Genomic DNA, 13,685 nt, shown 5'->3' on the forward strand with positions numbered 1-13,685 from the left:
GCAGTGGTAGTTTTCTTAGATTTCGGAGGCTGTGCATGGCTGCGTCCTCGTCCTCGAAGTTGCCCCCCTTCGACCCCGCCGACCCCCTCGGCATCGACGACCTGCTCGACCCCGAGGACCTCGCGATCCGCGACACCGTTCGCGCATGGGCTGCCGACAAGGTGCTGCCGTACGTCGCCGAGTGGTACGAGAAGGGGGAGTTGCCCGGGATCCGGGAGCTCGCGCGGGAGTTGGGCGGTATCGGTGCCCTCGGGATGTCGCTCGACGGGTACGGCTGTGCCGGTGCCTCCGCCGTCCAATACGGGCTCGCCTGCCTGGAGTTGGAGGCCGCCGACTCGGGCATCCGGTCGCTCGTGTCGGTGCAGGGATCGCTCGCCATGTACGCCATCCACCGCTTCGGGAGCGAGGAACAGAAGCAGGCGTGGCTGCCGCGCATGGCCTCCGGTGACGTCATCGGCTGCTTCGGACTGACCGAGCCCGACCACGGTTCCGACCCCGGCGGTATGCGGACCTACGCCAAGCGCGACGGCGGAGACTGGGTGCTCAACGGGCGGAAGATGTGGATCACCAACGGGTCCGTGGCTGGTGTCGCCGTCGTGTGGGCGCAGACCGACGACGGGATCCGCGGGTTCGTCGTACCCACCGACAGCACCGGATTCTCCGCGCCCGAGATCAAGCACAAGTGGTCACTGCGTGCGTCCGTCACCAGTGAACTCGTCCTCGACGACGTACGGTTGCCGGCCGATGCCGTGCTGCCGGAGGTCGTCGGACTGAAGGGGCCGCTGAGCTGTCTGTCGCACGCCCGTTACGGAATCGTGTGGGGTGCGATGGGCGCGGCGCGCGCTTCCTTCGAGTCCGCCGTCGAATACGCGAAGACCCGGGAGCAGTTCGGGCGGCCCATCGGCGGCTTCCAGCTCACCCAGGCCAAGCTCGCCGACATGGCGGTCGAACTGCACAAGGGGATTCTGCTCGCCCATCATCTGGGGCGGCGCATGGACGCCGGGCGCCTGCGTCCCGAGCAGGTCAGCTTCGGCAAGCTGAACAACGTACGGGAGGCCATCGAGATCTGCCGTACGGCACGGACGATCCTCGGTGCCAACGGGATCTCGCTGGAGTACCCGGTGATGCGGCACGCGACGAACCTGGAGTCGGTGCTCACGTACGAGGGCACCGTCGAGATGCACCAGCTCGTGCTGGGCAAGGCGCTCACCGGACTCGACGCCTTCCGGTAGGAAGACCCGAAGTCCTGTTCAACCCTGCGGGAGGCAGGGCCGATGAGCGGCCCTGCCTCAGCTCTGGTTGAAGAAACCGTCCTCGCGGCGCGCGACCGGGTCGCCGCTGACGATCTCCGTGTTGGCGGGGGTCAGCAGGAAGACACGGTTCGCTACCCGCTCGATCGTGCCGCGCAGTCCGAAGGTCAGGCCGGCCGCGAAGTCGACCACGCGCTTGGCGTCGGTCGCCTCCATCGCCGTGAGGTTCACGATCACCGGAACCCCTTCCCGGAACAGCTCGCCGATGGCGCGGGCGTCCCGGAAGCTGTCCGGGGTGACCGTGCCGATGCGTCGGCCCTTCACCTCGGCGACGTCCGAGGCCACCTTCACTCGCGGGTCCGTCACCCAGGCATCCCCGGGCTGCTCGGTCCCTTCGGAGTAGTCGTCGTCGTAGTAGCGCTCGTCATCGTTGTCGTCAACGAGCCCAAGCCAGGCACTCGCCTTGCGTACCGATCCCATGGACGCCTCCTCTCACAGCGGTCTTTATTGCTATCCGCATCCCTATGGTCATCCATGATGCGGATCGCGCGCCAAGTGGATAGACGCCGCGCGGGGGGTTTGTGACGCTACTGGTGCACAGCCAATACGTCGAGGGCCCCCGTGTATCAAGGGTGTTGCCGCATAGGGCTGCTGACTGAGAGTGAAATATGATTCTTCCCGGCGTCCGGGTGATGGCTGGTGCGTACGGGTGAACAGATGGCCGATACGATGCGGCCGCTCGGCGACCCTCCGGGTGTCGTAGTGAACGCCACGTCAGATGTCGTACACGCCACGGGGGATCGTCGTGTTCGGAATGGTCAGGCCCTGCAGTCATCGGCTCGGAGAGAGCCTCAAGGCCCAGTGGATGGCGCACTTGTGCGGGTTGTGCCTCGCGCTGCGCGGAGACCACGGGCAGCTCGCGCGGGTGGTCACCAACTACGACGGGCTGCTGCTCTCGGTTCTGACGGAGGCTCAGGCCGAGCGGGCGGGCGGTGGCCTGCGGCGTACGGCCGGGCCCTGCCCGTTGCGCGGGATGCGGACCGCGTCCGTCGCGCAGGGCGAGGGGGCGCGCCTCGCGGCGGCCGTCTCGCTGGTGCTCGCCTCCGCCAAGGTGCGTGACCATGTCGCCGACGGGGACGGGCTGCTGGCCCGTAAGCCGGTGGCGCTGGCTGCGCGGCGGGTCGCCGGGAGCTGGGGGCGGGCCGGGGCGCGCACCGGCACGGCCGTCGGGTTCGACGCCGGTGTCCTCGTCGAGGCCGTGGAGCGGCAGTTCGGCATCGAGGCCCTCGCCGGGCCCGGCACCCCGATCCTGACCGTCACCGAACCGACCGAGACGGCCACCGCAGCCGCCTTCGCCCACACCGCGCTCCTGGCCGGACGGCCCGGCAACGCCGTACCGCTCGCCGAGGCCGGGCGCCTCTTCGGCCGGCTCGCGCATCTCCTGGACGCCGTGGAGGACCGGGAGGCGGATGCCGCGGCTGGTGCCTGGAATCCCCTCACCGCGACCGGCACCCCGCTCACCGAGGCACGGCGGCTGGCCGACGACGCGCTGCACGGGATACGGCTCGCGCTGCGGGAGACGTCCTTCACGGACGGCAAGTTGGCGCATCTGCTGCTCGCGCACGAACTGGGGCGCTCGGTGGACCGGGCCTTCGGGACACAGTCGTGCGGGCACGGACCCGAGGCGGCGTTCGGGCCGCCGCAGACTCCGTACCTGCCGGGCGATCCGCGCCACGACGGCAATCCCTACGGCGGGAATCCCCACGGCGGCAACCCCTTCGGCGGTGAGCCCCCGCGGCCCGACAAGCGCGGCTTCTGGGCCGGGTGCGCCGCCGCGCTCGGGCTGTGCTGCACCTGCAAGGTGTGCTGTGCCGACGAGTTCGAGGGGCCGTGGTCCCGGAGGCGGCGTGAGGGGTGCTGCTCGAACTGCGACTGCTCGTGCTGCGACGCCTGCGAATGCTGCGAGTGCTGTGAATGCCTCTCGTGCTGCGACTGCTGAACGTGACGGGCAGTCACGGTCGTTGTATACGACCGCCTCGCGGGCCATTGCCGACCTGCCAGGTCGGGCGACCCGTGTTTCGGCGCGGTAAAACAAAAACATGATCCGGTGACCGGTGTGCCGTGAGGGTCGTTGGGCGGGAGCAGAACCATTTCTGCCTCAGGTTCGACTCTTGATCAACTCGCCACCCACTTAAGGCACTTCAGTGGACGTCACAACAAAAGCGACCACCAGCATCCGCGCCAGGCTGCTGAGGATTCTGGTCCTCGCCCTCGCGGTCCTGCTCGCCCTGCTCGGCATCGCGGCCACCGAGCAGATCTCCGCCTACCGCAACGCCTCCGCGACCGCCGACAACGCCCGCCTGGAGATCACCCTCCAGGGGCTCGTGCACGAGCTGCAGAAGGAGCGCGGGCTCACCACCGGATACGTGGGCGGAGTCCGGCAGTTCAGCGCCAAACTGCCCGCGCAGCGCAAGGCGACCGACGCCGCCCGTGAGCAGCTGGACGTGGCCCTGAAGGGGCGCGAGGACTCGGCCGCCGGTTCCGTGCGCGAGTCCCTCGGGCGGCTCGACGGTCTCGCCGGGATCCGCAAGGACGCCGACGACGGCACCGGCGTGGTGAAGGACACCTTCGACTACTTCACCACCACCATCACCGTCCTCGACCGGCTCGACCTCGGCCTCGGAGACGTCCACGACGGCACCCTGCGCGACGCCTACCAGGCGCTCCAAGTCCTCGGCAACGCCAAGGAGTTCACCGGCGAGGAGCGGGCCATCGTGCTCGGCTCGGTACGCGCCGGGAAGTTCCGCGGCGACGACTACGGCCGGTTCATGGAGATCCGCGCCGGACGCCTCGCCGCCCTCGACGCCTTCCCGCGGTCGGCCACCGCCGTGCAGGAGCGGCGCCTGAACACCGCCCTGACCACGCCCGACGCCGAGCGCGCGCTGTCGTACGAGAGCAAGGCGGTGCACGGCACCGGGAAGCTGAAGGCGAGCGTCATTCCGCCCATGGCCTGGTGGGATGCGACGACCTCCACCATCAACGGGATGCGCGGCGTACAGATCAGCCTCGGCACCGATGTCGAGAACCGGGCCGCGCAGCTGGAGAGTTCGGCCCAGCGCGACCTGCTGCTGTTCCTGCTGCTCGCGCTCGGCACGATCGCCGCGCTCGGCGCGCTGGCCCTCGACTGTGTCCGGTCGGTCTCCTCGCCGCTGGTCGAACTCGCCCAGCAGGCACGGGAGGTGGCCGGGAGCCGGCTGCCGCAGGCCGTGGCCGCCGTACAGGACGGCTCGTCCGGGGCGGCGCCGCAGCCGCCCGCCCGGCTCGTCGTCACCCACCGGGCCGGGGCCGAAGTCCGGGAGGTGGCCGAGGCGTTCGACCGGGTGCAGCGGTCCGCCTTCGATCTCGCCACCGAGCAGGCCGTGTTGCGGCGCAACGCCACCGACTCGCTGGTGAGCCTGGGCCGTCGCAACCAGAACCTGGTGCGCCGTCAGATCAGCTTCATCAACAAGCTGGAGCACGAGGACGCCGACCCCGCGACCCTCGCCAACCTCTTCGAACTCGACCACCTGGCCACCCGTATGCGCCGCAACGCCGAAAGCCTCCTCGTGCTCGCCGGAGAGTCCAGCCCGCGCCCCTGGTCCACCCCGCTGGCCGTCAACGACGTGCTGCGCGCCGCGCTGTCCGAGGTCGAGGAGTACCGGCGGGTCACCCTGCGGCGCATCGAGCCCGCGTTCGTCACCGGCTCCGTCGTCGTCGAAATCGCCCACCTGCTGGCCGAGTTGGTGGAGAACGCGCTGAGTTTCTCGCCGCCGGACTCCGACGTGGAGATCGAGGGACGGCGCACCAGCGCCGGTTACCTGATCGCGATCGTCGACCACGGGCTCGGCATGGACAACCAGGCCCTCGCCGAGGCCAACGTAAGGCTCTCCGGCACCGCCAGCTTCATGGCCGAACCCACCCGGTTCCTGGGCCACTTCGTGGTCGGCGCGCTCGCCCGCAAGTGCGGTATCGAGGTACGGCTCGGCGAGGCGCCGGCGGCCGGTGTGGTCGCGCGGGTGCTGATCCCCGCGGCGTTGCTGACGGAGAAGGCGGCCGAGGCGAAGCCCTCGGTCCCGGCACCGAGGAAGGCGGAGACGGACATGGAGCCGAAGCCCGAACCGGCGGTCGCCCCGGTGGCCGCCAAGGGCGGTTCGTCCGCCGCGCGCACCCGCAACGGCCTGGTCAAGCGGCCACAGCGGAGCGGTATCGCGGCGGCGGTGAGTGAGACCGACCGGACCGACCGGACCACCCCCACCGCACCGCCGAACCCGGAACGGACCCCCGAACAGGTCTCCGGGATGCTCTCCACGCTGCGCAGCGCCCACATGCGGGGCGGGATCAGCGTCGAGAAGGAGAAGCAGCAGAACGCCGAGACGAACGAGGGTGCCGCCAAGTGACCGCCGTCGACACCCAGCACGACTCGCAGACCTTCAACTGGCTGCTCGCCAACTTCGTCAAGAGCACCGACGGCGTACGGGACGCGGTCGCCGTCTCCTCCGACGGACTGCTGATCGCCGTGTCGGACGGGCTCGGGCGGACCGAGGCCGACCATCTCGCCGCGATCGTCTCGGGGTTGAGCAGTCTGGCCCGCAGCGCGTCCAAGCGGTACAGCTTCGACGGAGTCAAACTGATCATGATCGAGATGGGCCGGGGTTTCCTGCTCGTCTCGGCGATCCGGGACGGCAGCTGTCTCGGTGTCCTCGCCGACAGCAGCGGTGAACTGGGCCTCGTCGGCTACGAGATGGCGGTGCTCGCGGAGCGGGCGGGTGATCTGCTCACCCCGATGCTCATCGCCGATCTGCGGCAGGCGTTGCCACGGTGAACGGTGAACAGTCCAGGGACGTAGAACCTGATGAGGACGCGACGTTCGTCCGGCCGTTCATCATCACCGGCGGCCGGTCCGAGCCCCTCCAGGCCGATCTGCGCCTGGAGACGCTGGTCGTCGCCGTCGGCGTGCCGGATCCGTCGCTCGCTTTCGAGCGGCGCCACATCGTCGCGGTGTGCGAGCGGCCGACGACCGTCGCGGAGGTGGCGCACCGGGTCGGGGTGCCCCTTGGAGTGGCGAAGGTGCTGATCTCCGACCTCGTCGTCGCCGGGCAACTCGCCTGCCGGCAACCCGCGGAGCTGCCGCTCCCGATGCTCGAAAGGATCAGGGACCATGTCCGGGCGCTCTGACAAGATCGTGCCGCTGGCCGTGAAGATCGTGGTCAGCGGCGGCCTCGGGGTCGGCAAGACCACCTTCATCGGGGCCATTTCGGAGATCGAACCCCTCGACACCGAGGCGGCGATGACCCAAGTCTCCGTGGGCGTCGACTCGTTGGTGGGGGTCGAGGCGAAGACCACCACGACCGTCGCCCTCGACTTCGGGCGGATCACGCTCGATCCGACGATGACGCTGTATCTGTTCGGGACGCCCGGACAGGACCGGTTCTCGTTCCTCTGGGACGACCTGGTGGAGGGCGCGCTCGGCACGGTGGTCCTCATGGACACCCGGCGGATCGAGGACTGCTTCCCGGCGGTCGACTACTTCGAGTCGCAGGGCGCGCCGTTCGTCCTCGCCGTGAACCGCTTCGACGGCGCCGACCGGTTCGACGTGGAGGAGGTCCGGGAGGCGCTGGGGCTGAGCGCGGACGTGCCCGTGCTGGAGTGCGACGCGCGAAACCGGGACTCCGTACGGGACGTGCTCGGTGCGCTGATGGACCGGGTGATCGGGGTCCGGGCGACACCGCGACGGCGCACGGCCGCGCTGACGCGGTAGGTGTGGTGGAGGAAGTGCGGACGGAACCCGAGGGGAGGGGTGCGTGTGAAGGCGGAACGGGTGGCGCGGGAGAACTCGTGAAGCGCACGGTCGGAGGGAGATTCCGGCGACCGGGACGCGCAGTGGGTCAGCTCAACAGGAAGAGGACCACACTCGACCGAGGTCGATGTGGGAGCGCTTGACCAGCCACTGCTGCGGATGCATGGGACAAGTGGAACAGGCATCCGGTGGGGCGTCAACCGAGATGAGACGTACTGCTCACAGTGTGGACTTCCTTGACAGCGAGGGGAAACGGCGCCGTACAGTCGGAGGACGGTCCTGCTGAGGGGCTCGGCCGTACGGCGCCGTCAGGCGCCCTGTGTGAAGGCATTCGCCCGTGTTGCTCACGTCACGGAGTCTTCGCATGTCTTCCGACATTCCCACCCCCATATCCGCCGCCCCGAGCACACGGCCCTCACTCGTCGTCGTCGGGGCCGGGCCGCGGGGGACCGGTCTCATAGAGCGCATCGCCGCCAGCGCGCCCGAGTTGTACACCGGACCGGGCACAGAGGGTGCCGGGGGCTTCGACATCCACCTCGTCGACCCCCATCAGCCGGGCGCCGGACGCATCTGGCGCGCGGCCCAGTCGCCGCTGCTGTGGATGAACTCGCATGCCGAGGACGTCACCATGTTCACCGACGAGACGGTGGTCATGGACGGTCCGGTACGCCCCGGCCCCACGCTGCACGAATGGGCGGACATCGAGGGCTCCACCTTCGCCGACCGGCAGCTCCAGGGCGCCTATCTGCGCTGGGTGCACGAGGAGGCCGTGGCCGCGCTGCCGCCGGGTGTCACCGTCCACCACCACCCGCAGCGCGCCCTGCGGGTGAGCGGCCCGCGCGAGGGACGCCAGCAGGTGTGGCTCGAAGGCCGCCCGCGCCCGCTCCTCGCCGACCTCGTCGTCCTTGCGATCGGCCACCTCGACGCCGAACTCGACGACGAGCAGCGCGAGTTGGCGGCCTACGCCCGCGCCCACGACCTGGTCCACCTGCCGCCCGACTTCACCGCCGACAGCGACCTCACCTCCCTCGCACCCGGCGAACCCGTCATCGTCCGCGGCTTCGGGCTCGCCTTCGTCGACCTGATGGTGCTGCTCACCGAGGGGCGGGGCGGACGCCACGACGGCGACACCTACGTCCCCTCGGGGCAGGAACCGGTGCTGTACGTCGGCTCGCGGCGCGGAGTGCCGTACCACTCGAAGATCGGTTACGAGTGGACCGGTGAACGGCCGCCGCTGCCACGGTTCTTCGGGCCCGCCGAGGTTGACGCGATACTCGCGCGGCCGGGGGGCTTCGACTTCCGGCGGGACGTATGGCCGCTGATCGAGAAGGAGTTGGGGTTCGCGCACTACCACCGGCTGTTCGGTGTGCACCCGGAGCGGACGGCGATCGCCTGGACCGACTTCGAGGAGAAGTACGCGGCCGGGGAGGCGGCGGAGCGCGAGGCGCTCGTGGCGTCCGCCGTGCCCGACCCCGCCGACCGGCTCGACCTCGCGGCGCTCGACCGCCCGCTGGACGGGGTGCGGTATCCGTCGCAGGAGGCGTTCCAGGAGGGCCTGCGGGCGTATGTCGAGGCCGATCTGACGCGCCGTCACGATCCGTCCAGCAGCCCGGACCTGTCCGTCTTCCTCGGACTGCTCTCCGTCTACGTGCAGTTGGTCCGGCTCGGTGACATCGGGCCCTGGTGGCACGGCTTCTTCAGCTATCTCGCCTCCGGGCCGCCCGGACCCCGGCTGCGACAGCTGCTCGCGCTGTCCCGGGCCGGCATCGTGCGGTTCGTCGGCGCGGACATGGCCGTGACCGCCGAGGACGGGGTGTTCCGGGCGTCCAGTCCGACCGTGCCCGGCGTCACCGTCGAGGCGCGGGCGCTCGTCGAGGCACGGCTGCCCGAGCCCACCGTCGGGCGCGCACTCGACCCGCTGCTGCGTGAACTGCACGCCGACGGAGCCGTGGAGACCCCCGAGGGGCTGCTGCGGGTGGACCGCACCGACGGCCGCATCCTCGACGCGGCCGGACGACCGCACCCCCGGCGCTTCGCGCTCGGCCCCTACACCGACGTACGGACCCCCGGCGCCTTCACCCGGCCGCGCACCGGAGGCCCCGCCTTCCGGCAGAACGACGCCACCGCACGGGCCGTACTGGCATTTCTTCGGGACCTCGCGTGTCGGGCCGCCGCGTGACCCCCAGCCGGTCGGTGAAGTCCCGGACTTCATCGAGGACTTGGCCCTCTCCGAGGCGCTCCCGAACGACAGGAAGGCTTCCCTCCCATGACCTCCTCGCACGGCCGGGGCCTGCATCTGGCCGCCGCCGTCGACCAGCGGTCGGCTTATGACGCCGGCTCCTACGTCGAGTTGGCGCGGCTCGCCGAGAGCGGCGGCCTCGACTTCGTGACGCTCGACGACACCTTCGCGCGCCCCGGCCCCGACGCCCTCGCCGTCCTGTCCCGCGTAGCCCCGGCGACCGGCCGGATCGGCCTGGTGCCCACCGTGACCACCACCCACACCGAGCCCTTCCACGTTCAGGCGGCGGTCGCGACCCTCGACTGGGTCAGCCGGGGCCGGGCCGGCTGGCGGATCGAGGTGTCGACCACCGAGGGCGAGGCCCGGCTCTTCGGCCGCCGCCATGCCGCGCCCGCCGACGCGCTGTGGCAGGAGGCGGGCGAAGTCGCCGAGGTGGCCGCCGAGTTGTGGGACAGCTGGGAGGACGACGCCGAGATCCGGGACGCGGTCACCGGCCGCTTCGTCGCCCGCGACAAGCTGCATCACGTCGACTTCCAGGGCTCGGGATTCTCCGTCAAGGGCCCCTCGATCGTGCCCAGGCCCCCGCAGGGCCACCCGGTCCGCGTGGTCGACGCCACCGAGGGCCAGGCCCGGCGGACGGCCGCCCGGTACGCCGATGTGGCCCTCGTCCGCGCGGCGAGCTCCGCGCAGGCCGGGGCCGTACGGTCCGAACTGCGGGCCTCCGCCGAGAAGTTCGGCCGCGATCCCGACACCCTGCGGGTCCTGGTGAGCCTGGTCGTCGACCTCGGCGACGGTGAGCACGCGGCCGAGCCGGGCCACGGCGGGGGCGGCCCCCGGCAGACCGCGCACGGGCCGCTGTACCGGGGCGGTCCGGTCGACCTCGCCGAACTGATCGCGGCCTGGCACGGCGACCGTACCGTCGACGGCTTCCACCTCACGCCCGTCGAACCCCGCCGCGACCTGGAGCGGCTGGTCAACGGCACGGTGGCGCTGCTCCAACACCGGGGCCTGTTCCGCACGTTCTACCCGGGCAGCACGCTCAGGGAGCACCTGGGCCTGGCCCGGCCCGCCAACCAGTACGCCGTGACCGGGGGAGCGTCATGACCGTACGGAGGCCTTCGCACAGGCAGATCCATCTGGCGGCGCACTTCCCCGGTGTCAACAGCACCACCGTGTGGGCCGATCCGCGGTCGAGGTCGCAGATCGCCTTCTCCTCCTTCGAGCACCTCGCGCGCACCGCCGAACGCGGACTCTTCGACTTCTTCTTCCTCGCCGAGGGGCTGCGGCTGCGCGAACACAAGGGCCGTATCCACGACTTGGACGTGGTGGGACGGCCGGAGTCCCTCACCGTCCTGAACGCGCTCGCCGCCGTCACCGAGCGGATCGGTCTTGCCGCCACGGTCAACGCCACCTTCAACGAGCCCTACGAACTCGCCCGCAGACTCGCCACGTTGGACCACCTCAGCGGAGGCAGGGCCGCCTGGAACGTGGTGACCTCCTCCGACGCCTTCACCGGCGAGAACTTCCGGCGCGGCGGCTACCTCGACCGCGCCGATCGCTACACCAGGGCCGCCGAATTCGTCGCCGTGGCAAGGGAGTTGTGGGACTCCTGGACCCCGGACGGACTCTCCCGTCCCTTCGCCCACCGGGGCCAACACTTCGACATCGCGGGCGAGTTCACCGTGCCGCGCTCACCCCAGGGGCACCCGGTCGTCATCCAGGCCGGGGACTCGGGGGAGGGCCGGGAGTTCGCGGCGCGGGCCGCCGATGTCGTCTTCACGAGGCCCGGCACATTGGAGGAAGGCCGCGCCTTCTACGCCGACGTGAAGGGGCGCCTCGCGAAGTACGGCCGTAGCGTCGACGACCTCAAGATCATGCCGGGTGTCACCGTCGTCCTCGGCGACACGGCGGCCGAGGCGCAGGAGCGGGCCGCCGAGATCCGGCGCCGGCAGGTCTCCCCGCAGAACGCGATCCTCGCCGTGGAACAGATCTGGGGCACGGACCTCTCCTCCTACGACCCCGACGGCCCGTTCCCCGACTTCGACCCGGTGCCGGACCCCGCGCTCACCCAGGGGCGGACCCGGCGGGGCGACAGCGTCGCGACGGCCGAGAAGTGGCGGGCGCTGTCACGGCAGAAGGGGCTGTCCATCCGGCAGACCGTGATCGAGGCGAGCGGCCGGCAGTCCTTCATCGGCACCCCGGAGGCGGTCGCGGTCGAACTGGAGACGTTCGTACGGCAGGACGCCGCCGACGGCTTCATCCTGGTACCGCATCTCACGCCGGGCGGGCTCGACGAGTTCGTGGACCGGGTGGTGCCGCTGCTCCAGGAACGCGGCGCCTTCCGCACGGAATACCGGGGCGCCACCCTGCGCTCACATCTCGGGCTCGCCGAACCGGGAGACAAGAGGTGACCAGGATGCCTTCGGACGCGGTCGTGGAGTGGAAGCAGTGGCACGAGCGCCGCGTCGAGTCGGTGTCCGCGCCCTACGGCCCGCTCGCCCTGACCGGCACGTACTGGCTGGAGGACCATCCGGACGGGCGCCTTCCGGGCATCCCCGGGGTGTGGCTCCTCGACGGTGACGCGGTCGTCCTCACCGCACCGGAGGACGAGCGGACCGCACTGACCCTCGACGGGGAGCCCTTCACCGGCTCGGTCCGTCTCGGCGCCGACACCGGCCCGGTGGCCGCGGCCCGCGTCGGCCTCGGCGGGCGCCGACTGGTCGTCCTGGTCCGCGAGGGCAGTTGGGGTGTGCGCGACTACGACCCCGGCTCGGCGGCGCGCCGCGCGTTCCGGGGCATCGAGGCCACGCCCCACGATCCGCGCTTCTCGGTGCCGGGGCGCTTCACGCCGTACGACTCGTGGCGCGTCGTGCGCGTGGACGCGGTGGACGGTGTCCGGCGCGGGCTCGGGCTCTCGGGTGAACTCGCCTTCCGGCTCGACGGGTTGGAGGTGACGCTCCAGGTGGCGGTGCAGGACGACGGCAGGTTGTGGGCGGTGTTCGCCGACTCCACGAGCGGGGACAGCAGTTACCGGTTCCGGTTCCTGTATCCCGACGCGCCCGATGCCGAGGGGCGCACGACGGTCGACTTCAACCGGGCGGTGCTCCCACCGTGCGCGTTCGCCGACCATTTCATCTGCCCTTTCCCGCCGCCGGGGAATACGCTGGGCGTCGCGATCGAGGCGGGGGAGCGCACCCTTCGGTAGACAGGGCATCGGCCCTGGTGGGCCGGGATGTGGCTGTCGGCGGCGGGGTGATCAACTCGCGTAGATCGTGGGCCGGTTGAAGGCTGTACGGCCGAAAGGCGCCCTTGCGCCCCTTGGTCGCGCAGCCGAATACTCCCCCACAGCGCTTGTCAGGTGCACGGCTTGTTCGAAAACCGGACGCCCGACCCTGACTGCGCCTCACGGGCCCCGACCCCACGCGGGCCCCCGAATTCCCCTAGGAGGGAACGAAACGTGAGGATCAAGCGCACCACCCCGCGCAGCGGAATCGCGAGACGGGCCGGGCTGATCGCCGTGGCCACCGGATTCGTCGCCGCTGCAGCGTTCGCCGTCCCCACCGCGAACGCGAGCGAAGCCCAGACGTTCAGCGCGACCCAGCTCTCCGCGGCCAACTCGTCCGTGCTCAAGGCCGATGTCCCGGGCACCGCCTGGGCGGTCGACAGCAAGACGAACCGTGTCGTCGTCACCGTCGACAGCACGGTCTCCCAGGCCGAGATCGCGAAGATCAAGTCGCAGGCGGGCAGCTCCGCCGGCGCGCTCACCATCAAGCACACGGCCGGCCAGTTCAAGAGGCTGCTCTCCGGTGGCGACGCCATCTACGGCGGCGCCTACCGCTGCTCGGCAGGCTTCAACGTGCACAGCGGGAGCACGTACTACTTCCTGACCGCCGGCCACTGCGGTGAGGTCGCCTCCACCTGGTACTCCAACTCCGGGCACACCACGGTGCTGGGCACGAACGTCGGCTACAGCTTCCCGACCAACGACTTCGCGCTGGTCAGGTACACCAACACGGCGATCGCCCACCCGAGCACGGTCGGCAGCCAGACCATCTCCAGCGCGGCCACCCCGTCCGTGGGCACGACCGTCTACCGTCGTGGCTCCACCACCGGCACGCACAGCGGCCGGGTCACCGCCCTGAACGCCACCGTCAACTACGGCAGCGGCGACATCGTGTACCAGATGATCCAGACCACCGTCTGCGCCGAAGGCGGCGACAGCGGCGGTCCGCTCTACGGCGGCACCGTGGCCTACGGTCTGACCTCGGGCGGCAGCGGCAACTGCACCTCCGGCGGCACGACCTTCTTCCAGCCGGTCACGGAGGCACTGAGCTACTACGGCGTGAGCGTCGGCTGACGT

The 13,685-nt window shown here is 70.7% G+C and carries 12 protein-coding genes; 11 read left to right on the plus strand and 1 reads right to left on the minus strand.

Going from position 1 to position 13,685, the window contains the following annotated elements; all coding sequences use genetic code 11:
• Positions 1-35: 35 nt before the first annotated feature.
• Complete coding sequence (locus OC490_RS14460) at positions 36-1,232, plus strand: acyl-CoA dehydrogenase family protein (RefSeq protein WP_262058319.1); 1,197 nt, start codon at positions 36-38, stop codon at positions 1,230-1,232.
• 57 nt (positions 1,233-1,289) lie between these two features.
• On the opposite strand, the gene OC490_RS14465 is transcribed toward OC490_RS14460, so the two are convergent.
• A complete protein-coding gene (locus OC490_RS14465) occupies positions 1,290-1,730 on the minus strand; it encodes a cell division protein SepF (RefSeq protein WP_019074897.1) in 441 nt (146 codons plus the stop codon).
• A 325-nt stretch (positions 1,731-2,055) separates the two neighbouring features.
• Here OC490_RS14465 and OC490_RS14470 point away from each other — a divergent pair, with 325 nt between their 5' ends.
• The 10 genes from OC490_RS14470 to OC490_RS14515 all read left to right on the plus strand — a co-directional run bounded on the left by OC490_RS14470 (position 2,056) and on the right by OC490_RS14515 (position 13,682).
• Positions 2,056-3,249, plus strand: coding sequence for a DUF5685 family protein (locus tag OC490_RS14470; RefSeq protein WP_262058634.1), 1,194 nt, complete (start codon positions 2,056-2,058; stop codon positions 3,247-3,249).
• Between the two features lie 205 nt (positions 3,250-3,454).
• Positions 3,455-5,686: a nitrate- and nitrite sensing domain-containing protein gene (locus tag OC490_RS14475; protein ID WP_262058320.1), complete on the plus strand. Its 2,232-nt coding sequence runs from the start codon at positions 3,455-3,457 to the stop codon at positions 5,684-5,686.
• Positions 5,683-6,111: a roadblock/LC7 domain-containing protein gene (locus OC490_RS14480; protein WP_262058321.1), complete on the plus strand. Its 429-nt coding sequence runs from the start codon at positions 5,683-5,685 to the stop codon at positions 6,109-6,111. Before OC490_RS14475 ends, OC490_RS14480 begins: the two co-directional genes overlap by 4 nt.
• Positions 6,108-6,464: a DUF742 domain-containing protein gene (locus OC490_RS14485; protein ID WP_019074894.1), complete on the plus strand. Its 357-nt coding sequence runs from the start codon at positions 6,108-6,110 to the stop codon at positions 6,462-6,464. The genes OC490_RS14480 and OC490_RS14485 overlap by 4 nt, the downstream gene beginning before the upstream one ends.
• The gene (locus OC490_RS14490) at positions 6,448-7,047 is read left to right on the plus strand and encodes a GTP-binding protein (RefSeq protein WP_200715774.1); all 600 of its coding nucleotides are present in this window, start codon (positions 6,448-6,450) and stop codon (positions 7,045-7,047) included. Before OC490_RS14485 ends, OC490_RS14490 begins: the two co-directional genes overlap by 17 nt.
• Before the next feature lie 403 nt (positions 7,048-7,450).
• Positions 7,451-9,265 (plus strand): FAD/NAD(P)-binding protein, encoded by a 1,815-nt coding sequence (locus OC490_RS14495; RefSeq protein ID WP_262058322.1) that lies wholly within the window; start codon positions 7,451-7,453, stop codon positions 9,263-9,265.
• A gap of 87 nt (positions 9,266-9,352) precedes the next feature.
• Complete coding sequence (locus OC490_RS14500) at positions 9,353-10,429, plus strand: LLM class flavin-dependent oxidoreductase (RefSeq protein ID WP_262058323.1); 1,077 nt, start codon at positions 9,353-9,355, stop codon at positions 10,427-10,429.
• Positions 10,426-11,736, plus strand: a complete 1,311-nt coding sequence (locus OC490_RS14505) for an NtaA/DmoA family FMN-dependent monooxygenase (RefSeq protein ID WP_262058324.1) — start codon at positions 10,426-10,428, stop codon at positions 11,734-11,736. Before OC490_RS14500 ends, OC490_RS14505 begins: the two co-directional genes overlap by 4 nt.
• Before the next feature lie 5 nt (positions 11,737-11,741).
• A complete protein-coding gene (locus OC490_RS14510; protein ID WP_262058325.1) occupies positions 11,742-12,530 on the plus strand; it encodes a DUF1684 domain-containing protein in 789 nt (262 codons plus the stop codon).
• A gap of 252 nt (positions 12,531-12,782) precedes the next feature.
• A complete protein-coding gene (locus OC490_RS14515; protein WP_262058326.1) occupies positions 12,783-13,682 on the plus strand; it encodes a S1 family peptidase in 900 nt (299 codons plus the stop codon).
• The last annotated feature ends 3 nt before the right edge of the window (positions 13,683-13,685 follow it).

This window comes from Streptomyces sp. STR69 (genome assembly GCF_024519455.1).
In the GTDB taxonomy this organism is placed as follows: domain Bacteria; phylum Actinomycetota; class Actinomycetes; order Streptomycetales; family Streptomycetaceae; genus Streptomyces.